This is a genomic window from Pseudomonas cremoricolorata, assembly GCF_000759535.1.
Classification (GTDB): Bacteria; Pseudomonadota; Gammaproteobacteria; order Pseudomonadales; family Pseudomonadaceae; genus Aquipseudomonas; species Aquipseudomonas cremoricolorata_A.
On the sequence record NZ_CP009455.1, the window covers coordinates 4,248,660 to 4,271,618 of the forward strand.

Below are 22,959 nucleotides of genomic sequence, written 5' to 3' on the forward strand. Positions count from 1 at the left end.
CAGGGGCTCACTCGGTGCTCAAACCCACCTTGAGTAGGGCACCGTCCTTGGCATCGGTCAGCACGTACAGATAGCCATCCGGTCCTACCCGCACATCGCGGATGCGCGCATTCAATTCGCCCAGAAGACGCTCCTCATGGACAATCTTGTCCCCGTCCAACTGCAGGCGAATCAGCTCCTTGGTGGCCAGTGCGCCGATGAACAGGTTGTGGTCCCAGGCTTTGAAGGCCGGGTGGTCGTAGAAAGCCATGCCGCTGATACCCGGAGACCTCTCCCACACGTGATGGGGGTCCTGCATGCCTTCGACGTGTTTACCTTGTGCTTCGGCAATGGGTTGGCCGGAATAGTCGATGCCATGGGTCGCCACCGGCCAGCCATAGTTCTTGCCGGCTTGGGGAATGTTGATCTCATCGCCGCCACGCGGGCCGTGTTCATGGGTCCAGATCTGGTCGGTCCACGGATTGAGCGCAGCGCCCTGCTGGTTGCGATGGCCGAACGACCAGATGTGCGGCTTGACGTTATCCTGGCCGACGAAGGGGTTGTCTTTTGGCACTTCGCCATCTGGCAGAATCCGCACCAGCTTGCCTTGCAGCTTGTCCAGGTCCTGGGCGGTGGCGCGCTGGTTGTTCTCACCCAAGGCAATGAACAGATAGCCCTCACGGTCGAACACCAGCCGAGAACCAAAATGGTTGCCCACGGAAAGCTTGGGCTGCTGGCGGAAGATCACCGTGAAATGTTCCAGGCGGGTGCGATCTGGCGACAGCTGACCGCGGCCCACGGCTGTCCCGGCCTTGCCGTCTTCACCGACTTCGGCGAACGACAGGTAGACGGTGCGGTCATTGGGAAAACTCGGCGACAGCGCCACGTCAAGCAGGCCGCCCTGGCCCTCGGCCCAGACCTTGGGAACGCCCGACAGTGCCGGGCCGACCTTGCCATCGGCGCTGACCAGGCGCAGGTTGCCGGGACGTTCGGTTACCAACATGTCCTTGCCGCCCGGCAGAAAGGCCAGGCCCCAGGGGTAACGCAGACCATCGGCAACGGTGCTGACCGTGAGTTCGCCCTCCTCGCTGGGCAGACGTTGCTCATCGGCGGCGTGGGCCAGGAGGGGAAATAGCACAGCGGCGGTCAGGGTGCTCAGCAGCAGGCGTGGCTTCATGCTCGGTTCCTTCGGCGTGGAAAGGGGCGAAATGGCGGTAGCGCCAGGGCTCAGGGCGTGCGTGAACTGTCACGCGGCGGGCGGGAAGGCTCCAGCGCAGGCGCCTGCTGTTGCTGGCGCAGGTTGTCACCATTGCCGATGCCGCGGTTTTGAAGGGTTGGTGGATGCACCAGCGGTTCGGTCGACGGACCGCGCACGGGCGGGGTGGCCGGCAGACTGCCCTGGCGACTGTTGGGGTTGGCCCGTTGGATGGGACTGTTGTAGGGGTTGCTGCTATTGGCGCGAACCCCGTCTTTGGCCACAAGAACCGGGGCGCCAGCTGCGCAGACGGCGGCCAGCAGGCTCAGCAGCAGGCCGACGGTCAGGCTTGGCAATGTAGGACGCATACTCCACCTCATGTACGAAAACGCGCGCATTTGCCTTGGAGGGCCGAAATGCTGACAGGTTCGTTGTGAAGTGATTACCAGGAGCGTTGCGGTAATTCGTGATGTTTCAAAGCGCGGCGGACCGGCTGACCAGCAGCCGGTCGCAGCAGCGCATCGGGTTCAAGACTGCAGCGCGCCTTCGAACCAGGCCAGCTTGTCGCGCAGTTGCACCACTTCGCCGACGATCACCAGGGTCGGCGCATGCACTTCATGCTGGGCAACCAGCTCGGGCAGGTTGGCCAAGGTACCGGTGAACACCCGCTGGTTGCGCGTGGTGCCCTGTTGCACCAGCGCCGCAGGCGTGTCACTGGCCCGGCCATGGGCGATCAGCTCGGCGCAGATGGTCGGCAAGCCGACCAGGCCCATGTAGAACACCAGGGTCTGGTTAGGTGCCACCAGGTCCAGCCACGGCAGGTTGCTGCTGCCGTCCTTCAGGTGGCCGGTCACGAAGCGTACCGACTGGGCATGATCACGGTGGGTCAGCGGAATGCCGGCATACGATGAGCAGCCGCTGGCAGCGGTGATGCCCGGCACTACCTGGAACGAGATGCCATGCTCGGCCAGCTCTTCGATTTCCTCCCCTCCGCGACCGAAGATGAACGGATCGCCTCCCTTCAGACGCAGCACGCGCTTGCCTTGCTGAGCCAGATCGACCAGCAGACGATTGATCTGATCCTGCGGCACGGCATGCTCGGCGCGGCGCTTGCCGACGTAGATGCGCTCGGCGTCACGCCGGCACATGTCGATGATCGCCGGCGCCACCAGGCGGTCGTACAGCACCACATCGGCCTGCTGCATCAGGCGCAGGGCGCGGAAGGTCAGAAGATCCGGGTCGCCGGGGCCGGCTCCGACCAGATACACCTCTCCACCCTGCTGCGCCGGCGCGCCTTCGACCTTGGCGCGCAGCAGCCGCTCGGCCTCAGCACCCTGCCCGGCCAACTGGCGCTCGGCGATCGGACCCTGGAAGACGTTCTCCCAGAAGCCGCGACGCTGGTTGACGTCCGGGTACAGCGCCTTGACCTGATGCCGGAAGCGCGCCGCCAGCCCGGCCAGCTCGCCATAGGCAGCCGGAATCCAGGCTTCGAGCTTGGCGCGAATCAAGCGTGCCAGTACCGGCGCGTCGCCACCGCTGGACACCGCCACCACCAGCGGCGAGCGGTCGACGATGGCCGGAAAGATCACCGTGCACAGCGCCGGGGCATCGACCACGTTGACCGGCACGCTGATAGCCTGGGCCTCGTTCGAGACCTGGGCGTTGAGCTGCGGGTCATCGGTGGCGGCGATCACCAGCCGGCAACCGGCCAGGTCGCTGGCCTGGTAGCCTCGGCGAAACACCTGGCCCCCGCTGTGGGCGACCAGCTCGACCAGTTGCCCATCGACCTGTGGCGCCACGACGCGCAGCTCGGCGCCGGCGTCACTGAGCAGGCGCGCCTTGCGCAAGGCGATCTCGCCCCCACCCACCACCAGCACCCGTGCGCCCTGCAGCTTGTGAAACAGCGGCAGGTAATCCATTTAGCGGATGACCTCGACGCCGGCCATGTAGGGCTTGAGCACCTCAGGCACGCGAATCGAACCGTCGGCCTGCTGGTAGTTCTCAAGCACCGCGACCAGGGTCCGGCCAACCGCCAGCCCCGAACCGTTGAGGGTATGCACCAGTTCCGGCTTGCCGGTTTCCGGGTTGCGCCAGCGCGCGCCCATGCGCCGGGCCTGGAAGTCGCCGCAGTTGGAGCACGAGCTGATCTCGCGGTACTTGCCCTGGCTCGGCACCCAGACTTCCAGGTCGAAGGTTTTCACTGCGCTGAAGCCCATGTCGCCGGTGCACAGGGCCAGCACGCGGTACGGCAGCTCGAGCGCTTGCAACACACGCTCGGCATTGGCGGTCAGGCTGTCCAGGGCCTCCATGGAGGTTGCCGGCGCCACCACCTGGACCATCTCGACCTTGTCGAACTGGTGCTGGCGGATCATGCCACGGGTGTCGCGCCCCGAAGCGCCGGCTTCGCTGCGGAAGCACGGCGTGTGCGCCACCAGCTTGAGCGGCAGCTGCTTGGCGTCGAGAATCTCGCCAGCCACCAGGTTGGTCAGCGACACCTCGGCGGTCGGGATCAGGTAGAAATCAGCCTCGCCTTCGCGGCTGATCTTGAACAGGTCTTCCTCGAACTTGGGCAACTGACCAGTGCCTTGCAGTGCCGGGGCCTGTACCAGGTACGGGGTGTAGGCTTCTTCGTAGCCGTGCTCGCTGGTATGTAGGTTGATCATGAACTGCGCCAGGGCGCGGTGCAGGCGGGCGATCGGCCCACGCAGCACGGCAAAGCGTGCGCCGGACAGCTTGGCCGCAGTCTCGAAATCCAGGCCGCCGCTGATTTCGCCCAGCGCGACGTGGTCCTTGACCTCGAAATCGAACTCGCCCGGGGTGCCCCACCGGCGCACTTCGACGTTGTCATCTTCACTGGCACCGACCGGCACACTGGCATCGGGCAGGTTGGGAATAGTCAGCAAGATGCCATCGAGGTCGGCCTGGATCGCGTCCAGCTCTGCCTTGCCCTCGGCCAGTTCCGTGGCCATGCGCTCGACATCCGCCATCAGCGGCACGATGTCTTCACCCTTGGCCTTGGCGTGGCCGATGGATTTGGAACGGGCATTGCGCTCGGCCTGCAGTTGTTCGGTGCGGGTCTGCACCGCCTTGCGGCGTTCTTCCAGCGATTCTATGCGCGCGACATCCAGGCTGAAGCCTCGGGAGGCCAGGCGGTCCGCCACTTCCTGGAGTTGGCCGCGTAACAGTTTGGCATCGAGCATAGCGTTCTCTCGTTATCTAATAGGTTGGTTCAGATTCGGGTCAGGGCCAGGCCAGCCCAGGTGGCCAGCAGCCCGCCCACCACGCTGGCGCTGGTGTAACCCAGCGCCAGCGCAACTTGCCCGCTTTCGAGCAGGCGCACGGTATCCAGCGAAAACGATGAAAAGGTGGTCAGGCCGCCGAGAAACCCGACGATCAGCCCGGCACGCAGCTCGATCGGTACCGATGGCTTGAGCAGAAACAGGCCATACAGCACGCCGATCAGCAAGCAACCGATCAAGTTGACCGCCAGCGTGCCGAAATAAAAGTGCCGTGGCCAGTGCGCCACCACCCAGTTTGCAGTGGCAAAGCGCAACAGTGTACCGGCGATACCGCCCGCCGCAACGGCTGCAACGAGTCCAATCATGGTTTTCTCCGCTGACGAGGGCTGTTGCGGTCGAGCTCGGCCAAGTGCCGCAGCTTCTCGCCGATCTTCAACTCAAGACCGCGGGGCACCGGTTGGTAGTAGGGGCGCGGTGGCAACTGCTCTGGAAAATAGTCTTCCCCGGCAGCGTAGGCGTCGGGCTCGTCGTGGGCGTAGCGATACTCGTCACCGTAGCCGAGCTGCTTCATCAGTTTGGTCGGTGCGTTGCGCAGGTGCAGCGGTACTTCCAGCGAGCCATGCTCGGCGGCCTCGCGCATCGCGGCCTTGAAGCCCATGTAGACGGCATTGCTCTTGGGCGCACAGGCGATGTAGGTAATGGCCTGGGCCACCGCCAGCTCACCTTCCGGGCTGCCGAGGCGCTCTTGCACATCCCAGGCCGAAAGGCACAGGCTCAGCGCTCGCGGGTCGGCGTTGCCGATGTCCTCGCTGGCCATGCGCACCACGCGCCGGGCGATGTACAGCGGATCACAGCCACCGTCGAGCATGCGCGCGTACCAATACAGCGCGGCGTCGGGATCGGAGCCGCGCACCGACTTGTGCAAGGCCGAAATCTGATCGTAGAACGCCTCGCCGCCCTTGTCGAAACGCCGACGACCGTCACCCAGCAGGCTCTGCAGCATGGCGACGTCGATTTCCTCGCCATCTTCGGCCAGGTCCGAAGCGTTCTCCAGGAAGTTGAGCATGCGCCGGCCATCGCCATCGGCGGCGGCCATGAGCATCTGCATGGCCTCATCACCTACCCGCAGGTGACGCTTGCCCAGGCCACGCTCATCGCTCAGGGCGCGCTGCACCAGGCGCCGCAGAGCGGCTTCGTCGAGGCTTTTGAGCACGTAGACCCGCGCCCGCGACAGCAATGCGTTGTTCAGTTCGAAGGAGGGGTTCTCGGTGGTGGCACCGATGAAAATCAGCGTGCCGTCCTCGACGAACGGCAGGAAGGCATCCTGTTGCGACTTGTTGAAACGGTGCACTTCATCGACGAACAGGATGGTGCGGCGGCCGTACTGCGCCGCCTGCTGGCGCGCGACGTCCACCGCCTGGCGAATCTCCTTGACCCCTGCCAGCACGGCCGAAACGGTTTCGAAATGCGCATCGCAGAACTGCGCCAGTAGCCGCGCCAGGGTGGTCTTGCCGACCCCCGGCGGGCCCCAGAAGATCATCGAGTGCAGCGCACCCTGTTCCAGCGCTTCACGCAGCGGCTTGCCACGTGCCAGCAGATGCTCCTGGCCGACGTACTCGTCCAGATTCGACGCACGCAGGCGGGCCGCCAGGGGCTGGGCGACAGGTTCGCTTCGAAACAGGTCCATGGCGCGCTCGGGTTACTCCTGAATGACGTCCGCGCCCTTGGGCACGTTGAAGACGAAGCGGTCGGCGGCCACGGGCTGATTGACCTTGACCCCATTGAACAGGATGTTGGTGCGCTGGCCGACGCTGTCGATCAGTTGCATGTCGTTGATCAGGCCCTTGCGGAACGAGACGCGCAGCGAATCGAACAAGGTGTCCTTGGTCTTGGGCTTGAGGGTGAAGTCCATCACCTCGCCTTCTTCCTTGGAGGTGATGTCAAAGCTTTGGCTGATCTTCGACACATCGCCGGACAGCAACAGGGCCGGAGTCTGGTTCAGACGCACGTCGAGCTTCTTGATGGTGGCCTGTTCAAGATCAGGGTCCCACAGGGTGACCTTCTTGCCGTCCGACACCACCACCTGCTCCTGGGGCGCATCGGTGTGCCAGTAGAACAGGCCCGGGCGCTTGACCGTCATCTTGCCCGTGGTTTCCTGCAGGCTGGTGCCGCTGGCATCGAGGGTGAGCTGGGAGAAGCTGGCGTCGATGGTCTGGGACTTTTCCAGCAACTGGGTCAGGCGGGATACGTCCTTTTCACCGGCAATGGCCGGTACGCTGGCTACAGTCAGGGCAGAAACCAACAGCATGCGAATCGCGGGCATGGAAATCCTCGTCGAACAGTGAAGGGGCCGGGGCTCTTGAGAACGCCCGGCAGGTAGATCATCAATCGCGGGGGCCGCCAGGGGCAATCACTTCCCGCGAGCCGTTGCTGTTCATGGGCGTGACCACTCCGGCCATTTCCATCGATTCGATCATCCGCGCGGCGCGGTTGTAACCGATCTTGAGCTTGCGCTGCACGGCGGAAATCGATGCACGGCGGCTTTCCAGCACGAACTGTACGGCTTCGTCGTACAACGCGTCAGTCTCGGCATCGTCGCCATCGCCACCGCCGCCGCCTTCGAAGCCGCTGCCGGCCTCCTCGACGCCGTTGAGGATGTCGTCGTTGTAATCCGGGGCGCCACGCTGTTTCCACGCCTCGACCACGCGGTGCACCTCGTCATCGGAGACGAAAGCGCCGTGTACCCGAATCGGCAGGCTGGTGCCCGGTGGCATGTAAAGCATGTCGCCATGGCCCAGCAACTGCTCGGCACCGCCCTGGTCGATGATAGTCCGCGAGTCGATCTTGCTCGACACCTGGAACGCCATCCGCGTAGGGATGTTGGCCTTGATAAGGCCGGTGATGACATCGACCGACGGCCGCTGGGTGGCCAGAATCAGGTGGATACCTGCAGCCCGCGCCTTCTGCGCGATGCGCGCGATGAGCTCTTCGACCTTCTTGCCGACGATCATCATCATGTCGGCGAATTCGTCGACCACCACGACGATGGTCGGCAGGCTCTTCAGCGCTGGCGGCTCATCGTCCATGCTTTCGCGGCGGTACAGCGGATCATGGATGATTTCACCGGCTGCCTCGGCATCCTTGATCTTGCGGTTGAAGCCGGCCAAGTTACGCACCCCCATGGCCGCCATCAGCTTGTAGCGGCGTTCCATCTCGGCCACGCTCCAGCGCAGGGCGTTGGCGGCGTCCTTCATGTCGGTGACCACCGGGCACAGCAGGTGCGGAATGCCTTCATAGATCGACAGCTCGAGCATCTTGGGGTCGATCATGATCAACCGCGCATCTTCAGGGCCGGACTTGAACAAGATCGACAGGATCATCGCGTTGACCCCCACCGATTTACCGGAGCCCGTGGTACCGGCCACCAGCAGGTGCGGCATCTTCGCAAGGTCGGTGATCACCGGTTTGCCACCGATGTCGTGGCCAAGGGCAAGGGCCACCGGCGATTTCGACTCGTCGAACAGGTTCGACGACAGCACCTCGGAGAAGCGCACGATCTGCCGGTTGTCGTTGGGAATCTCGATGCCCACCGTGGTCTTGCCAGGAATGACCTCGACCACCCGCACACTGGTCACTGCCAGGGAGCGCGCCAGGTCCTTGGCGAGGTTGGCGATGCGGCTGACCTTGACCCCGGCGGCCGGCTGAATTTCGTAGCGGGTAATCACCGGGCCCGGATGGATCGAGTCCACCGTGACCTCGACACCGAATTCCTTGAGCTTGATTTCCAGCAGATTGCCCACCCCGGCCAGCGACTCGGGCGAGTATTCGATCTTTTTCTCTTCGGCCTGATCGAGGATGGAGATCGGCGGTAAGGTGCCTTGCATGGCGGTGTCGACCACCGGCGCCTGGGGCTTCTCGGCCACGACACGCTTGACTGGCTCGGGTGCCTTGCTCGACGGCGGGATGATCACCGGTGCCGGTTTGTGCTCGCGGGCCACGACCGGCGCAGGCTCACGGGCGACCACGGTCTCGCGCGCCACCACCACCTCGCGGGCCGCCGGCGTTTCCTTGGCAGCGGCGCTGGCGATGGCGGCAACGGGCTTGCTCGGCACCGGCTCGCGATCGGCCACGCGCTCCCGTGCCTTGCTCGGCTCACGGCGCTCTGCGGGCGTGTTCAGTACTGGCTCGTCGACCTCACGCAACTGCGCGTGCAGACGCTTGCGCTCGTTGCGCGCCTCCCACCAGCGGTTGGCCGCGCCTTGCAACAGCTCGAACAGGTCGAGGGTGATCTTGCCGGTCATGTCCATCACCTTGAACCAGGACAGGTCGGTGAACACGGTCAGGCCGAACAGGAACAGGGCAATGAACATCAGGGTGCTGCCCTGCACGTTCAGCAGGCTGCGGGCCAGCTCGCCCAGCCCCTCACCCAGCGCCCCGCCTGCCGCGAATGGCAGGTTGGCCGTGGGGTGGAAGTGAATGTGCGCCAGCGCCGCGCCCGACAGCACCAGAAACACCAGGCCGATAAGGCGCCAGGAGAACAGCCAGCCGCTCCACTGCCAGGGCTGGTGACGGTCGCGGAAGATCTGCAGCGTCTTGATCGCCAGCAGCAGCGGGAAGATGTAGGCAAAGTAGCCCAGTACCATGAACATCACGTCGGCGAAGTAGGCGCCGGCGCGGCCAGCGGCGTTCTGCACCTGGTCGACATTGCTGGTATGGCTGAAGCCGGGGTCGGCGGCATCGTAGGTCAGCAGCGCCATCCACAGGTACAGGCACAGCGCGCCGACGGCAATCAGTGCACCTTCCTTGAGCCGGTAATGCATCTGCTGGCGCCATTGCGGCACGGGCAGAGGGGTCGGGGTTGCGGTGGTTTTTTTCAAAACGCGTGTATTCCTGCGCAGGCTGCGCGTTCACTAGTGCTCAGCCGGGCACTGGCCGATGTCCACTACTTTTAACATTACTGCCCACCTGCCGCCATGACAGGTCGCCAACGGGGCATCAACGGTGAACGATTTCCGATAAGGACCAATTTGAGCACGCATTGCCTTGCGTGACAAAGGCTTATGCTGTGTTTTTGCACAGGTGTGACAGCAAATGTGGCAGATGGTGCCGATTACCTTGGCGAAGTAGGAACAATCCCCAGCCTAGAGCCTCTGCAACCGTCGCCGGCCCAGACATTGACCTGTGCCGCCGCTGCGGCCATGCTGCAAGTCCTCCCCTCCCCTGCCGCCCTACCGACCATGCTGACCTGGCTGAAACGCGATTCCCTGAGCTTCCCTGCGCTGCAAAAGGCACTGCGCGAACCCAACGGCCTGCTGGCAGCCGGCGGCGACCTGAGCGCCGAGCGCCTGATCCAAGCCTATCGGCATGGCTGCTTCCCCTGGTATCAGGAGGGTCAGCCGATTCTCTGGTGGGCACCCGACCCGCGCACAGTGCTGTTCACCGACGAGTTGCGCGTGTCTCGCTCGCTGGCCAAGCTCATGCGCCAGGGCCGCTATCGGGTGACCTTCGACACCGACTTCGCTGCCGTCATCGCCGCATGCGCCGCGCCGCGCAGCTACGCTGATGGCACCTGGATCACCTCCAGCATGCAGGCAGCTTATTGCCAGCTGCATGCCCAGGGGGTTGCCCACTCGGTGGAGGTCTGGGCAGACAACGAATTGGTCGGTGGATTGTATGGTCTGGCCATTGGCCAACTGTTCTTCGGCGAGTCGATGTTCAGCCGCGCCGACAACGCCTCCAAGGTGGGCTTCGCAACCTTGGTTGAACACCTGCGCGCTGCAGGTTTCATACTTATCGACTGCCAGATGCCCTCCCAGCATCTGCACAGTTTCGGCGCCCGCGCCATCAGCCGCGACGCGTTCGCCCAGTACCTGCGCGACCATTGCGATCAGCCCAGTGGCATGCACTGGCGCGACTGAGCATCGGCCCTGCGCCTGACATACACTTAACCGACGGCATCACACAGGAGGAGGCGATCATGACAGAGCTGGCGCGATTGAAATTCTATGCCACTCAACCTCATTCCTGCAGCTACCTGCCCGAGCAACAGGCCACCACGCTGTTCCTCGATCCGAGCCAGCCAATGGACGTGCATGTCTATGCCGATTTGTCGGACATGGGCTTTCGCCGCAGTGGTGATCACCTCTACCGCCCGCATTGCCAGCAATGCAATGCGTGCGTGCCGGCACGCATTCCGGCCGCCCGCTTCGCGCCCAACCGCCAGCAGCGGCGTATTCTCAAGCGCAACCAGGACATTACCGTGTATGCCACGCGCCCTGCCCTGAAAGACGAATACTTCGAGCTGTACCGGCGCTACATCGAACAGCGCCATGCCGACGGCGACATGTTCCCACCCAGTCGCGAGCAGTTCGCCACCTTTCTGGTGCGTGACCTGCCGTTTTGCTGGTTCTACGAATTTCGCCTGCACGGCCGCCTGGTGGCGGTCGCAGTCTGTGATGTGCTGCCCAATGGACTGTCAGCGGTCTACACCTTCTACGACCCGGACGAGGAGCGCCGCAGCCTGGGTCGCTTCGCCATCCTCTGGCAGATCGGCGAAAGCCTGCGGCAAAACCTGGAAGCCGTCTATCTGGGCTACTGGATCAAGAACTGCAAGAAAATGAATTACAAGACGCAGTATCGACCTATCGAACTGCTCATTAACCAGCGCTGGGTCACCGTCAATTGAAAGCAGTGGCTGCAACTGCACTTTTCGGGCATAATCCACGCCACTTTTTTGCCCGCTGCCTTCATGCAGGGGGCGGTCAACTGTATACCGAGGGCTCTACTGCATGTCGAAAGAAGACAGCTTCGAAATGGAAGGTACTGTCGTCGACACCCTGCCCAACACCATGTTCCGCGTGGAGTTGGAAAACGGGCACGTCGTGACCGCGCACATCTCCGGAAAGATGCGCAAGAACTACATCCGTATTCTTACTGGCGACAAAGTGCGCGTCGAACTGACGCCATATGACTTGAGCAAGGGTCGCATCACCTACCGCGCCCGCTAAGCCAAGCCTAAAAAAACCCGGCCATCGAGCCGGGTTTTTTGTGCGCTATCGATACGAGGTTGTACCGGAGCTGGAACAGCCCCGGTAGCACGTCAGGCAACTTCAGCGGTGGTTTCGAAGTCGAAGACCAGCTCGCCGTCACGCAGCTCGACGTGAACCACACCCCCGTGCTCGGCCAATTCGCCGAACAGGATCTCTTCGGCCAGCGGCCGCTTGATCTTGTCCTGAATCAGACGACCCATCGGCCGCGCGCCCATCTGCACGTCGTAGCCAGAACTCGCCAGCCAGCCCCGCGCCTCTTCGCTAACCTCCAGCAGAACGCGCTTGTCTTCCAGTTGCGCCTGAAGTTCGATGAGGAACTTGTCGACGATGCTCTTGATGGTCTCGTGGGAGAGACGACCAAATTGGATGATGGTGTCCAGACGGTTGCGGAACTCCGGCGTGAAGCTCTTGCGAATGACCTCCATGGCATCGGACGCGTGATCCTGATGGGTGAAACCGATCGAGGCCCGCGCTGCGGTCTCGGCCCCGGCGTTGGTGGTCATGATCAGAATCACATTACGGAAGTCGGCCTTGCGCCCGTTGTTGTCGGTCAGCGTACCGTGGTCCATGACCTGCAGTAGCAGGTTGAAGACTTCCGGGTGGGCCTTTTCGATTTCGTCGAGCAACAGCACGCAGTGGGGCTGCTTGGTGATCGCCTCGGTGAGCAGACCACCCTGGTCGAAGCCGACGTAGCCCGGCGGCGCACCGATCAGGCGCGACACGGTGTGGCGCTCCATGTATTCGGACATGTCGAAGCGCACCAGCTCGACACCCAGAGACTTGGCCAACTGCCGTGCCGCCTCGGTCTTGCCCACCCCGGTAGGACCAGCAAAGAGGAACGAGCCAACCGGCTTGTCAGGCGACTTGAGACCCGCCCGCGACAGCTTGATTGCCGTTGCCAGGGCATCGATGGCCTGGTCCTGACCAAATACCGTGAGCTTCAGGTCGCGCTCCAGGTTACGCAGCAGTTCCTTGTCGGAACTGCTGACATGCTTCGGCGGAATCCGCGCGATCTTGGCGACGATGTCCTCGACCTGGGGCACATCGATGCGCTTGACCCGATTGGCCTCGGGCTGCAGACGCTGATAGGCACCGGCTTCATCGATGACGTCGATGGCCTTGTCGGGCATGTGCCGATCGTTGATGTAACGGGCAGCCAGCTCGGCGGCAGCACGCAGTGCCTCATCGCTGTACTCGATGTTGTGGTGACTCTCGAAGCGCCCCTTCAGGCCGCGCAGAATGCCGACCGTGTCCTCGACCGATGGCTCGGACACATCGACCTTCTGGAAGCGCCGCGCCAGTGCGCGATCCTTCTCGAAGATGCCGCGAAACTCTTGGAAGGTGGTCGAGCCGATGCAGCGGATTTCACCGGACGACAACAACGGCTTGAGCAGGTTGGAAGCATCCATGACGCCACCGGAAGCCGCCCCGGCACCGATGATGGTGTGGATCTCATCGATGAACAGAATTGCCTGGGGCCGCTTGCGCAGTTCACCCAGCAGCGCCTTGAAGCGTTTTTCGAAGTCGCCGCGGTACTTGGTGCCGGCCAACAGCGCGCCAAGATCGAGCGAGTACACCACGCTCTGCGCAAGCAGGTCAGGCACCTGACCGTCGACGATGCGCTTGGCCAGCCCTTCGGCGATAGCGGTTTTACCCACTCCGGCCTCGCCGACCAGCAGCGGGTTGTTCTTGCGCCGCCGGGCGAGAATCTGCGCGACCCGTTCAACCTCCGACTCACGCCCTACCAGAGGGTCGATGCGCCCTTGGCGGGCCTGCTCGTTGAGGTTGCTGGCGTAAGCGTCCAGTGGGTTGCTCGACGAGCTGGTTTCGCCGCCTTCTTCGTCCTGCATGTCCTGCTCGCTGTCGGAACTGGCGCCATGCCCAGGCACCTTGGAAATGCCGTGGGCAATGAAGTTGACGACATCGATACGGGCCACGCTCTGCTGCTTGAGCAGGAACACGGCCTGGCTTTCCTGTTCACTGAAAATCGCCACCAGCACGTTGGCGCCGGTCACTTCACGCTTGCCCGAGCTCTGTACATGGAATACGGCACGTTGCAGGACCCGCTGGAAGCCCAGGGTCGGCTGCGTTTCACGATCTTCATCGTGAACCGGAATCAGGGGGGTGGTGGAGTCGATGAACTCTTGCAGATCGTGCTTGAGCTTGTCCAGGTTGGCGCCACAGGCGCGCAGCACGGTTGCGGCAGCTTCATTGTCGAGCAGCGCCAGCAACAGATGCTCGACGGTCATGAATTCATGACGCTTCGAGCGGGCCTCCTTGAAGGCCAGATTGAGGGTGACTTCGAGCTCGCGGTTCAACATAGCTTCACCTCATACCCAAGTGGTCGGCGATTAACCGTCCTTCTCGATTTCACAGAGTAGCGGATGCTGGCTCTCCCTGGCGTACTGGTTGACCTGCGTCGCCTTGGTTTCGGCGATATCGCGGGTAAACAAGCCGCACACTGCGCGCCCTTCGGTGTGGACGGTCAGCATTATCTTGGTGGCCAACTCCCGATTCAAACTGAAGAACGTCTCGAGCACCTCGACGACGAAATCCATTGGTGTGTAGTCATCATTGAACAAGACCACCTTGTACATCGGTGGCGCCTGCAGGATCGGCTTGGCCTCTTCGACAGCCAGGCCCGAGGCGCCGTCTTCCTGCTCGTGCGGAGGATCCTGATTGAATGTTAGACGAGTCTGGCTGTGTGCATGCATGGAAAGAAATTCATCACATCGACAGGTTGGAGGGTTGAGTCCGCGTCCCAGACGGCCCGCACAGGCGCCGCCGAGTGACCTTGACTAACGCTGAATCGGTGTTACAACCAATATGAACTCACCGTGGTGGAAAAAGCTCCGTACAGTCAATCAGTTTTTTGCGGATCGGCTGGCGGATACCGGGATGATACTCCAGTGATGGAGTCCTTTGCAGAGGGACGTAGGGATGGCGAGCGGTAAAGTCAAGTGGTTCAACAACGCCAAAGGGTTTGGTTTCCTGATAGCCGATGGGAAAGAAATGGGAGACATCTTTGCCCATTACAGCCAAATCGTAGGCGAGGGTTACAAATCTCTGAAAGCCAACGACCGAGTGCTTTTCGACATCATCGAAGGCCCGAAAGGACCGCATGCTTGCTCGATCCGGTCCGAGGCGAACGCAACCCAGGCCACGGGCGCTCAGGCTCATACTCAGCAAGACACTGTCAAAGCGTGAGCCTTGCCAGACTGGCCAGTGGCGATCGCTGGCCAGTCACCACCGCCCTTGCTCATGTGCCGTTTCCTTCAGTTCCAGCCCTCCACACGCCCCTCCGAACCCGCGCATTCGCTGCGGCAACGCACCGCATTGTCTCTCAGTCTTTGGTCGCATATGCAGCCTGATCGCACTTGGCCTTGCTGATTACGCCGATGGGTTTGATATACTCCGGCGCTGACCGTAGGGTCATCGGGGCGAACCCTTGGAATATGCGGCTCGCTCCACCCCGGGCCGGCTGGCAATGGCCGCCTGACCTGGACAAGCCTGACGTGTTACCGCACGCCAGCATTGACGCTCGAATGATGCATCCACCATCACCGCTCGCGGCCGCTCGACCACGCCCTCGCTGGGCGCTGCGCCTACCCAGCGCACTTCGAGACACGGGCTCGCGCAGCAACACAGAGAGTTAACCCGCATGCCCACCCGTTCCAAGATCATCTATACCTTCACCGACGAAGCCCCCGCCCTCGCCACCTACTCACTGCTGCCCGTCATCGAGGCGTTCACCGCGTGTGCCGACATCGCCGTCGAAACCCGGGACATCTCCCTGGCCGGTCGTATTCTCGCGGCGTTCCCCGAGCAACTGGGTGCCGAGAAGCAGGTAGGCGATCACCTGGCGGAACTGGGCCAACTGGCAACCACGCCTGAAGCCAACATCATCAAGCTGCCGAACATCTCGGCGTCGGTCCCGCAGCTCAAGGCCGCGATCAAGGAACTGCAGGCCCAGGGCTACGCCATCCCCGACTACGCCGACGAGCCGTCCACCGAGGCCGAGCAAGAGTCGCGTGCTCGCTACGACCGCATCAAGGGCAGCGCCGTCAACCCGGTACTGCGCGAAGGCAACTCCGACCGCCGCGCGCCGCTGTCGGTGAAGAACTACGCCCGCAAGCACCCGCACAAGATGGGCGCCTGGAGCGCCGATTCGAAATCCCACGTCGCGCACATGACCAGCGGCGATTTCTACGGCAGCGAAAAAGCCGCGCTGATCGAAGCCGATGGCAGCCTGCGCATCGAGCTGGTCGGCAAGGATGGCAACACCACCGTCCTGAAAGAAAAAACCGCGGTCAAGGCCGCTGAAGTGGTCGACTGCGCCACCCTCAGCCGCAAGGCCCTGCAAGCCTTCATCGTCGAGCAGATCGCCGATGCCCAGGCCGCCGGCGTGCTGCTCTCGGTACACCTGAAGGCGACCATGATGAAGGTTTCCGACCCGATCATGTTCGGCATCATCGTCGAAGCCTTCTACGGCGAAGTGCTTAAGAAGTACGCTTCGTCCCTGACCGACGTCGGCTTCAACCCCAACAACGGCATCGGCGACCTCTACGCACGCATCAAGGAGCTGCCGGCCGAGCTGCAAGCGCAGATCGAAGCCGACATCAACACCCTGTATGCCGACCGTCCGTCCCTGGCCATGGTCAACTCCGACAAGGGCATCACCAACCTGCACGTGCCGAGCGACGTGATCGTCGACGCCTCGATGCCGGCCATGATCCGCGACTCGGGCAAGATGTGGAACGCTGCAGGCGAACTGCAGGATGCCAAGGCGATCATTCCTGACCGCTGCTACGCCGGCATCTACCAGGCCACCATCGAAGACTGCAAGGCCAACGGCGCCTTCGACCCGACCACCATGGGCAGCGTGCCGAACGTCGGCCTGATGGCGCAAAAGGCCGAAGAGTACGGCTCCCACGACAAGACCTTCCAGATCAAGACCGATGGCGTGGTTCGTGTGGTCGATACCAGCGGCAAGGTGATTCTCGAACAGAACGTCGAAGCCGGTGACATCTTCCGCATGTGCCAGACCAAGGACGCACCGATCCAGGACTGGGTCAAACTGGCCGTCAACCGTGCCCGCCTGAGCGACACCCCTGCGGTGTTCTGGCTCGACCCGGCACGCGCCCATGACGCGGTGATGATCGAAAAGGTCCAGAAATACCTCAAGGACCACGACACCAGCGGCCTGGACATTCGTGTCCTGGAGCCGGTCGAGGCGATCAAGTTCTCCCTGGCGCGCATCCGCGAAGGCAAGGACACCATTTCGGTGACCGGCAACGTGCTGCGCGACTACCTCACCGACCTGTTCCCGATCATGGAGCTGGGCACCAGCGCCAAGATGCTGTCGATCGTGCCGCTGATGAGCGGTGGCGGCCTGTTCGAAACCGGCGCTGGCGGTTCGGCGCCCAAGCACGTGCAGCAGTTGGTCGAAGAGAACTTCCTGCGCTGGGATTCGCTGGGTGAGTTCCTCGCCCTGGCAGCCTCGCTGGAGCACCTGGGCAACGTCTACGACAACCCCCGCGCCAAGGTGCTGGCCAGCACCCTGGACAAGGCTACCGGCAAGTTCCTCGACACCAACAAGTCGCCTTCGCGCAAGGTCGGTGGTATCGACAACCGCGGCAGCCACTTCTACCTGACCCTGTACTGGGCCGAGGCCCTGGCAGCGCAAAGCGACGACAGCGCCCTGCAAGCGCGATTCGCTCCGCTGGCCAAGGCGCTCGGAGAGAACGAAGCCGCCATCGTCGCCGAGCTCAACGCCGTGCAAGGCAAGCCGGCCGACATCGGCGGCTACTACGCGCCAAGCCCTGAGCTGACCCAGAAAGTGATGCGCCCAAGCCAGACCTTCAACAGCGCGCTCGCCGCCCTGTAAACCTGAGCTGCAACACCATGAACCCCGGCCACGCACCGGGGTTCGTGCGTTATGGGCCCTCTATCAGCGAACGCTGCACACGATTCTTACACTCACGCGCCCAAGGTGTCCCCATGAACTGGCAACCGCATATCACCGTCGCCACCGTCGTCGAAGACGATGGCAAGTTTCTGTTCGTCGAAGAATTCAAGGCAGGCAGCCAGGTTCTCAATCAACCGGCCGGGCACCTGGAAGCCCATGAAACCCTGAGCCAAGCCGCGCTGCGCGAAACCCTCGAAGAGACCGCCTGGGAGGTCGAACTGACCGGCGTAGTGGGCATTTACCTGTACACCGCGCCGAGCAACGGCGTGACCTACCAGCGCATCTGTTTTGCCGCAAAGCCTGTGCGCCATCACCCTGATCGCCCCTTGGACAGCGATATCACCCGCGCCGTGTGGCTGACCCGCGAGCAATTGCTCGCCGAGCCACAGCGCTGGCGTAGCGAGCTGGTGCCACGCTGCCTGGACGACTATCTGGCAGGCCCGCTGCACAGCCTGGAGCTGCTGCGCAACTGACGGGCAGCCAGCAGCCTGATAGAATCGGCGTTTTTTCCCTGATACACGCCGGTAATCATGACCAACCCAGCACTCAAAGCACCCGCCCAGACCCGCGTCATCGTCGGCATGTCCGGCGGTGTGGACTCGTCCGTTTCCGCCGTCCTGTTGCTCGAGCAGGGCTACCAGGTGGAAGGGCTGTTCATGAAGAACTGGGAAGAAGACGACGGCACCGAATACTGCACCGCCCGCGAAGACCTTGCCGATGCCCAGGCCGTGTGCGACCGCATTGGCATCAAACTGCACACCGCCAACTTCGCCGCCGAATACTGGGACAACGTCTTCGAACACTTCCTCGAAGAATACAAAGCCGGGCGCACACCCAACCCGGACATCCTCTGTAACCGCGAAATCAAGTTCAAGGCCTTCCTCGACTACGCCCTGTCGCTGGGTGCCGACCTGATCGCCACCGGCCACTACGTCCGCCGCCGCGACACCGATGGCCGCACCGAGCTGCTCAAGGGCCTGGACCCGAACAAGGACCAGAGCTACTTCCTGCATGCCGTGGGCGGCAACGAAATCGCCCGTACCCTGTTTCCGGTCGGCGAGCTGGAAAAGCCTGAAGTGCGCGCCATCGCCGAGAAGCACGGTCTGGCTACGGCCAAGAAGAAAGACTCCACCGGCATCTGCTTCATTGGCGAGCGCCGTTTCAGCGACTTTCTCAAGCAGTATCTGCCCGCCCAGCCCGGTGAAATCCAGACCACCGAGGGTGAGGTGATCGGCCAGCACCACGGCCTGATGTACCACACCATCGGCCAGCGTCAGGGGCTGGGCATCGGCGGTCTCAAGGATGCTGGCGACGAGCCGTGGTATGTGCTGGAAAAAGACCTCACCCGCAACGTGCTGGTGGTCGGCCAGGGCAACGAGCATCCATGGCTGTTCTCACGGGCGTTGCTGGCCTCGGACATCTTCTGGGTCAACCCCGTCGACCTCAGCGCACCGCGCCAGCTGAGCGCCAAGGTGCGCTACCGTCAGGGCGACCAGCGCTGCGTGCTGGAGCGCACAGAAGCAGGCTACCGCGCGGTGTTCGACGCGCCGCAACGCGCCGTCACACCGGGCCAGTCGGTGGTGTTCTACGACGGTGAAGTGTGCCTGGGCGGCGGCGTCATCGAAGCGGCCGACGCCTGGAGTCCGCGCCCATGAGCCAGCTCGACGATCAACTGGTCGCGCTGGGCGGGGTATTCCAGGCCGCCGTTCTGGTCGATCAGATCGCCCGCACCGGCCAGGTCGGCGAGGCGCCGCTGGGTTGCATGCTCGGCAGCCTGCTGGTGCTCGACCCCAAGGACACGCTGGACGTGTTCGGCGGTAACGACCAGCAACTTCGCGACGGCTACCGCGCCTTGGTCGGCGCCCTGGAGCGCGACCCGGCGATTCTGCAGCGCGAACCCCTGCGCTACGCCTTGGCGATGCTGGGCCTGGAGCGGCAACTGGCCAAGCGCGGCGACCTGCTGGAAGTGATCGGCAAGCGCCTGCCGCAAGTGCAATCCCAGGCCGACCATTTCGGCCTGGTCCACGACAACGTGATCGCCTCGTGCGGCGCGCTGTACCAGGACACCCTCAGCACCTTCCGTCAGCGCATCCAGGTGCACGGCGATACGCGCTTCCTGCAACAGGCCAACAACGCCTCGAAGATCCGCGCCATCCTGCTCGCTGGCATTCGTTCTGCACGCCTGTGGCGTCAGCTGGGCGGCCATCGCTGGCAGCTGGTATTCAGCCGCCGCAAACTGCTCAACGCCCTGTACGACCTGATGCGCGGTTGAAGCGCGCACGCAGTGTTGCCGTGATGCTTGGGGCTCGCAGCTCATCGCTCACAGCTCAAAGCTGCTTTTTCGTGTATGATACGCGCCCCCAAAAGCCTGACTGTCCGAGAACACGCCATGCAGCTCTCCTCGCTCACTGCGGTTTCCCCTGTAGACGGCCGCTACGCCGGCAAAACCCAGGCCTTGCGCCCCATTTTCAGCGAATACGGCCTGATCCGTTTCCGCGCCCTGGTGGAAGTGCGCTGGCTGCAGCGCCTGGCCGCCCACCCGCAGATCGATGAGGTGCCGGCTTTCTCCGCCCAGGCCAATGCCGTACTCGACACCCTGGCCACCGATTTCCAACTGGCCCACGCCGAGCGGGTCAAGGAAATCGAGCGCACCACCAACCACGACGTCAAGGCCATCGAGTACCTGCTCAAGGAGCAGGCCGCCGGCGTGCCGGAGCTGGCCAAAGTCAGCGAGTTCATCCACTTCGCCTGCACCAGTGAAGACATCAACAACCTGTCTCACGCGCTGATGCTGCGCGCCGGCCGTGACGACGTGCTGCTGCCGCTGATGCGCCAGATCGCCGAATCCATCCGCGCCCTCGCCCATCAGTACGCCGATGTGCCGATGCTGTCGCGCACCCACGGTCAGCCGGCCTCGCCGACCACCCTGGGCAAGGAACTGGCCAACGTCGTCTATCGCCTCGAGCGGCAGATCACCCAGGTCGCAGCCGTGCCGCTGCTGGGCAAGATCAACGGCGCCGTGGGCAACTACAACGCGCACCTGTCGGCCTACTCGCAGATCGACTGGGAAGCCAACGCCCGCGCCTTCATCGAGGACGAGCTGGGCCTGCAGTTCAACCCCTACACCACGCAGATCGAACCGCACGACTACATCGCGGAGCTGTTCGATGCAATCGCCCGCTTCAACACCATCCTCATCGACTTCGATCGCGATGTCTGGGGCTACATCTCGCTGGGCTACTTCAAGCAGAAGACCGTTGCCGGCGAAATCGGCTCTTCGACCATGCCGCACAAGGTCAACCCGATCGACTTCGAAAACTCCGAAGGCAACCTGGGCATCGCCAACGCGCTGTTCCAGCACCTGGCGAGCAAGCTGCCGATCTCGCGCTGGCAGCGCGACCTCACCGACTCCACCGTGCTGCGCAACCTCGGTGTCGGCTTCGCCCACAGCGTGATCGCCTACGAGGCGAGCCTTAAAGGTATCGGCAAGCTGGAAATCAACACCGCACGCATCGCCGCCGATCTGGACGCCTGCTGGGAAGTACTGGCTGAGCCGATCCAGACCGTCATGCGCCGTTTCAACATCGAAAACCCCTACGAGAAGCTCAAGGAGCTGACCCGTGGCAAAGGCATCACCCCCGATGCCCTGTTGAGCTTCATCGATGGCCTGGACATGCCGGCCGAGGCCAAGGCCGAGCTCAAGCAACTGACCCCTGCCAGCTACATCGGCAATGCCGTGGCCCAGGCCAAGCGCGTCTGACGCTCGCCATGCGGCCAACGCCCGGCTTAGCCGGGCGTTTTTATTCGCGGACGAAAACTACATTTTTTCAATAGGTTGAAGATGAATCCTGATACTCCACTGCAGCTGCTTGGCGGCTTGACGGCCCGTGAATTCCTGCGTGACTACTGGCAGAAAAAGCCGCTGCTGGTGCGCCAGGCATTCAGCGATTTCGAAAGCCCCATCGACCCGGATGAGCTGGCCGGCCTGGCGCTGGAAGAAGAAGTCGAGTCGCGCCTGGTGCTCGAGCACGGTGAGCGCCCGTGGGAACTGCGCCGCGGACCGTTCGCCGAGGACGCCTTCGCCGACCTGCCCGAGCGTGACTGGACCTTGCTGGTGCAGGCCGTCGACCAGTTCGTACCCGAAGTGGCCGAGCTGCTGGAAAACTTCCGCTTCCTGCCCAGCTGGCGCATCGATGACGTGATGATCAGCTACGCCGCCCCCGGTGGCAGCGTCGGTCCGCATTTCGACAACTACGACGTGTTCCTGCTGCAAGGCCACGGCAAGCGCAACTGGAAGATCGGCCAGATGTGCGACAGCGACAGCGCCCTGCTCGACCATGCCGACCTGCGCATCCTGGCCGACTTCGAGCAGCGTGAGGAATGGGTGCTCGAACCGGGTGACATGCTCTACCTGCCGCCGCGCCTGGCTCACTACGGCATTGCCGAGAATGCCTGCCTGACCTACTCGGTCGGCTTCCGCGCCCCGAGCGCCGCTGAAGTGCTGACCCACTTCACCGATTTTCTCAGCCAGTTCCTGCCCGACGAAGAGCGCTACAGCGATGCCGATGCGCAGCCGGTCAGCGACCCGCACCAGATTCAGCACGATGCTCTGGATCGCCTCAAGGCGCTGCTGGCCGAGCACATGGGCGACGAGCGCCTGCTGCTGACCTGGTTCGGCCAGTTCATGACCGAGCCGCGCTACCCCGAGCAGGTCGCGGGTGAAGCGCTCAGCGAAGACGACCTGCGCCAGGGCCTGGAGCAAGGCGCGCTGCTGATTCGCAACCCGAGTGCACGTCTGGCCTGGTCAGAAATGGAAGACAACCTGGTGCTGTTCGCCAGCGGCCAGAGCCGTCTGCTTTCCGGCCACCTGCGCGATCTGTTGAAGCTGATCTGCGCGGCAGACGCCCTGCACAGTGACAACCTTGCCCCATGGTCCGAAGACGAGGAAGCCATGCTGCTGATCTGCCAACTGGTCAAACAGGGCAGCCTGGGGTTCGCCGATGAATAAAATCCGCGTGCGCCTGGCCGACTGGCAGCAGGACAACGCCGACATCCGTCGCATCCGCGAAGCCGTGTTCGTCGCCGAGCAGCAGGTACCTCCCGAGCTTGAGTGGGATGCCGACGATCAGAGCGCCGTGCACTTCCTGGCCCTGGAAGGCGACTACCCGATCGGTACCGCCCGCTTGCTGGCGGACGGCACCATCGGCCGGGTTTCGGTGCTCAAGGACTGGCGCGGCCTGAAGGTCGGCGACACGCTGATGCAGGCGGTGATCGCCGAAGCCCAGCGCCGCGGACTGACGCCACAGCGCCTCAGCGCTCAAGTACACGCCACCTCGTTCTACGAGCGCCTGGGCTTTCATGTCGTGAGCGAGGAATTCCTCGAAGCCGGCATTCCCCATGTGGACATGGTTCGCGATTGACCGGGCTTTCGCGGGGTTGTCGTAGGCGACAATTGCAGGAGTGGACAGCCCGCTCCTGCAAAAACCCGTAAGACTGTACATCCATACAGATAAAGCTTGCCTCTCGCTC

General features: G+C 63.1%; 21 protein-coding genes. 11 read left to right on the top strand and 10 right to left on the bottom strand.

What is annotated here, in order from left to right; all coding sequences use genetic code 11:
• Positions 1 to 7: 7 nt before the first annotated feature.
• From LK03_RS19195 to LK03_RS19230, 8 genes are all read right to left on the bottom strand, one after another.
• Positions 8 to 1,156, bottom strand: a complete 1,149-nt coding sequence (locus LK03_RS19195; RefSeq protein WP_038414092.1) for a PQQ-dependent sugar dehydrogenase — start codon at positions 1,154 to 1,156, stop codon at positions 8 to 10.
• Positions 1,157 to 1,206: 50 nt separating this feature from the next.
• A complete protein-coding gene (locus LK03_RS19200; protein ID WP_038414094.1) occupies positions 1,207 to 1,542 on the bottom strand; it encodes a hypothetical protein in 336 nt (111 codons plus the stop codon).
• Positions 1,543 to 1,701: 159 nt separating this feature from the next.
• Positions 1,702 to 3,093: a siroheme synthase CysG gene (gene cysG, locus LK03_RS19205; RefSeq protein ID WP_038414095.1), complete on the bottom strand. Its 1,392-nt coding sequence runs from the start codon at positions 3,091 to 3,093 to the stop codon at positions 1,702 to 1,704.
• Positions 3,094 to 4,374, bottom strand: a complete 1,281-nt coding sequence (gene serS, locus LK03_RS19210) for a serine--tRNA ligase (RefSeq protein ID WP_038414097.1) — start codon at positions 4,372 to 4,374, stop codon at positions 3,094 to 3,096.
• Positions 4,375 to 4,403: 29 nt separating this feature from the next.
• Positions 4,404 to 4,778, bottom strand: coding sequence for a fluoride efflux transporter CrcB (crcB, locus tag LK03_RS19215; RefSeq protein WP_038414099.1), 375 nt, complete (start codon positions 4,776 to 4,778; stop codon positions 4,404 to 4,406).
• The gene (locus LK03_RS19220; RefSeq protein WP_038414100.1) at positions 4,775 to 6,100 is read right to left on the bottom strand and encodes a replication-associated recombination protein A; all 1,326 of its coding nucleotides are present in this window, start codon (positions 6,098 to 6,100) and stop codon (positions 4,775 to 4,777) included. The genes crcB and LK03_RS19220 overlap by 4 nt, the downstream gene beginning before the upstream one ends.
• Positions 6,101 to 6,112: 12 nt before the next feature.
• Positions 6,113 to 6,736 carry an outer membrane lipoprotein chaperone LolA gene (lolA, locus tag LK03_RS19225; RefSeq protein WP_038414102.1) on the bottom strand — a complete coding sequence of 208 codons (624 nt, stop codon included), beginning with the start codon at positions 6,734 to 6,736 and terminating at the stop codon, positions 6,113 to 6,115.
• A gap of 61 nt (positions 6,737 to 6,797) precedes the next feature.
• On the bottom strand, positions 6,798 to 9,290 hold the full coding sequence (locus LK03_RS19230; RefSeq protein WP_049870566.1) for a DNA translocase FtsK: 2,493 nt from the start codon (positions 9,288 to 9,290) through the stop codon (positions 6,798 to 6,800).
• A 360-nt stretch (positions 9,291 to 9,650) separates the two neighbouring features.
• Here LK03_RS19230 and aat point away from each other — a divergent pair, with 360 nt between their 5' ends.
• From aat to infA, 3 genes are all read left to right on the top strand, one after another.
• A complete protein-coding gene (gene aat, locus LK03_RS19235) occupies positions 9,651 to 10,331 on the top strand; it encodes a leucyl/phenylalanyl-tRNA--protein transferase (protein WP_038414103.1) in 681 nt (226 codons plus the stop codon).
• A gap of 59 nt (positions 10,332 to 10,390) precedes the next feature.
• Positions 10,391 to 11,098, top strand: a complete 708-nt coding sequence (locus LK03_RS19240) for an arginyltransferase (protein WP_038414105.1) — start codon at positions 10,391 to 10,393, stop codon at positions 11,096 to 11,098.
• Positions 11,099 to 11,201: 103 nt separating this feature from the next.
• Positions 11,202 to 11,420, top strand: coding sequence for a translation initiation factor IF-1 (gene infA, locus LK03_RS19245; RefSeq protein ID WP_002553999.1), 219 nt, complete (start codon positions 11,202 to 11,204; stop codon positions 11,418 to 11,420).
• 92 nt (positions 11,421 to 11,512) lie between these two features.
• On the opposite strand, the gene clpA is transcribed toward infA, so the two are convergent.
• The gene (gene clpA, locus LK03_RS19250) at positions 11,513 to 13,783 is read right to left on the bottom strand and encodes an ATP-dependent Clp protease ATP-binding subunit ClpA (protein ID WP_038414106.1); all 2,271 of its coding nucleotides are present in this window, start codon (positions 13,781 to 13,783) and stop codon (positions 11,513 to 11,515) included.
• A 30-nt stretch (positions 13,784 to 13,813) separates the two neighbouring features.
• Positions 13,814 to 14,176 (bottom strand): ATP-dependent Clp protease adapter ClpS, encoded by a 363-nt coding sequence (gene clpS / locus LK03_RS19255; RefSeq protein WP_038414108.1) that lies wholly within the window; start codon positions 14,174 to 14,176, stop codon positions 13,814 to 13,816.
• Between the two features lie 226 nt (positions 14,177 to 14,402).
• Here clpS and LK03_RS19260 point away from each other — a divergent pair, with 226 nt between their 5' ends.
• The 8 genes from LK03_RS19260 to LK03_RS19295 all read left to right on the top strand — a co-directional run bounded on the left by LK03_RS19260 (position 14,403) and on the right by LK03_RS19295 (position 22,850).
• The gene (locus tag LK03_RS19260; RefSeq protein WP_038414840.1) at positions 14,403 to 14,669 is read left to right on the top strand and encodes a cold shock domain-containing protein; all 267 of its coding nucleotides are present in this window, start codon (positions 14,403 to 14,405) and stop codon (positions 14,667 to 14,669) included.
• 454 nt (positions 14,670 to 15,123) lie between these two features.
• The gene (locus tag LK03_RS19265) at positions 15,124 to 17,349 is read left to right on the top strand and encodes an NADP-dependent isocitrate dehydrogenase (protein ID WP_038414109.1); all 2,226 of its coding nucleotides are present in this window, start codon (positions 15,124 to 15,126) and stop codon (positions 17,347 to 17,349) included.
• A 113-nt stretch (positions 17,350 to 17,462) separates the two neighbouring features.
• Complete coding sequence (locus LK03_RS19270; protein ID WP_038414111.1) at positions 17,463 to 17,903, top strand: NUDIX hydrolase; 441 nt, start codon at positions 17,463 to 17,465, stop codon at positions 17,901 to 17,903.
• Positions 17,904 to 17,960: 57 nt separating this feature from the next.
• Positions 17,961 to 19,085, top strand: a complete 1,125-nt coding sequence (gene mnmA, locus LK03_RS19275; protein ID WP_038414112.1) for a tRNA 2-thiouridine(34) synthase MnmA — start codon at positions 17,961 to 17,963, stop codon at positions 19,083 to 19,085.
• Entirely contained in the window at positions 19,082 to 19,702 is a 621-nt protein-coding gene (gene hflD / locus LK03_RS19280) for a high frequency lysogenization protein HflD (RefSeq protein ID WP_038414114.1), read from the top strand. Before mnmA ends, hflD begins: the two co-directional genes overlap by 4 nt.
• Positions 19,703 to 19,819: 117 nt before the next feature.
• Positions 19,820 to 21,190 (top strand): adenylosuccinate lyase, encoded by a 1,371-nt coding sequence (gene purB, locus LK03_RS19285; RefSeq protein WP_038414116.1) that lies wholly within the window; start codon positions 19,820 to 19,822, stop codon positions 21,188 to 21,190.
• An 81-nt stretch (positions 21,191 to 21,271) separates the two neighbouring features.
• Positions 21,272 to 22,438 carry a cupin domain-containing protein gene (locus LK03_RS19290; protein WP_038414117.1) on the top strand — a complete coding sequence of 389 codons (1,167 nt, stop codon included), beginning with the start codon at positions 21,272 to 21,274 and terminating at the stop codon, positions 22,436 to 22,438.
• Positions 22,431 to 22,850: a GNAT family N-acetyltransferase gene (locus LK03_RS19295; RefSeq protein WP_038414120.1), complete on the top strand. Its 420-nt coding sequence runs from the start codon at positions 22,431 to 22,433 to the stop codon at positions 22,848 to 22,850. Before LK03_RS19290 ends, LK03_RS19295 begins: the two co-directional genes overlap by 8 nt.
• Positions 22,851 to 22,959 lie beyond the last annotated feature (109 nt).

Coding starts and splice junctions, on each gene's coding strand:
- clpA (WP_038414106.1), bottom strand. CDS start 13,783: ATGTTGAACCGCGAGCTCGAAGTCACCCTCAATCTGGCCTTCAAGGAG.
- lolA (WP_038414102.1), bottom strand. CDS start 6,736: ATGCCCGCGATTCGCATGCTGTTGGTTTCTGCCCTGACTGTAGCCAGC.
- infA (WP_002553999.1), top strand. CDS start 11,202: ATGTCGAAAGAAGACAGCTTCGAAATGGAAGGTACTGTCGTCGACACC.
- purB (WP_038414116.1), top strand. CDS start 19,820: ATGCAGCTCTCCTCGCTCACTGCGGTTTCCCCTGTAGACGGCCGCTAC.
- serS (WP_038414097.1), bottom strand. CDS start 4,374: ATGCTCGATGCCAAACTGTTACGCGGCCAACTCCAGGAAGTGGCGGAC.
- LK03_RS19220 (WP_038414100.1), bottom strand. CDS start 6,100: ATGGACCTGTTTCGAAGCGAACCTGTCGCCCAGCCCCTGGCGGCCCGC.
- LK03_RS19260 (WP_038414840.1), top strand. CDS start 14,403: ATGGCGAGCGGTAAAGTCAAGTGGTTCAACAACGCCAAAGGGTTTGGT.
- crcB (WP_038414099.1), bottom strand. CDS start 4,778: ATGATTGGACTCGTTGCAGCCGTTGCGGCGGGCGGTATCGCCGGTACA.
- aat (WP_038414103.1), top strand. CDS start 9,651: ATGCTGACCTGGCTGAAACGCGATTCCCTGAGCTTCCCTGCGCTGCAA.
- LK03_RS19270 (WP_038414111.1), top strand. CDS start 17,463: ATGAACTGGCAACCGCATATCACCGTCGCCACCGTCGTCGAAGACGAT.
- LK03_RS19240 (WP_038414105.1), top strand. CDS start 10,391: ATGACAGAGCTGGCGCGATTGAAATTCTATGCCACTCAACCTCATTCC.
- LK03_RS19195 (WP_038414092.1), bottom strand. CDS start 1,156: ATGAAGCCACGCCTGCTGCTGAGCACCCTGACCGCCGCTGTGCTATTT.
- LK03_RS19265 (WP_038414109.1), top strand. CDS start 15,124: ATGCCCACCCGTTCCAAGATCATCTATACCTTCACCGACGAAGCCCCC.
- LK03_RS19295 (WP_038414120.1), top strand. CDS start 22,431: ATGAATAAAATCCGCGTGCGCCTGGCCGACTGGCAGCAGGACAACGCC.
- LK03_RS19290 (WP_038414117.1), top strand. CDS start 21,272: ATGAATCCTGATACTCCACTGCAGCTGCTTGGCGGCTTGACGGCCCGT.
- clpS (WP_038414108.1), bottom strand. CDS start 14,176: ATGCATGCACACAGCCAGACTCGTCTAACATTCAATCAGGATCCTCCG.
- LK03_RS19200 (WP_038414094.1), bottom strand. CDS start 1,542: ATGCGTCCTACATTGCCAAGCCTGACCGTCGGCCTGCTGCTGAGCCTG.
- mnmA (WP_038414112.1), top strand. CDS start 17,961: ATGACCAACCCAGCACTCAAAGCACCCGCCCAGACCCGCGTCATCGTC.
- cysG (WP_038414095.1), bottom strand. CDS start 3,093: ATGGATTACCTGCCGCTGTTTCACAAGCTGCAGGGCGCACGGGTGCTG.
- hflD (WP_038414114.1), top strand. CDS start 19,082: ATGAGCCAGCTCGACGATCAACTGGTCGCGCTGGGCGGGGTATTCCAG.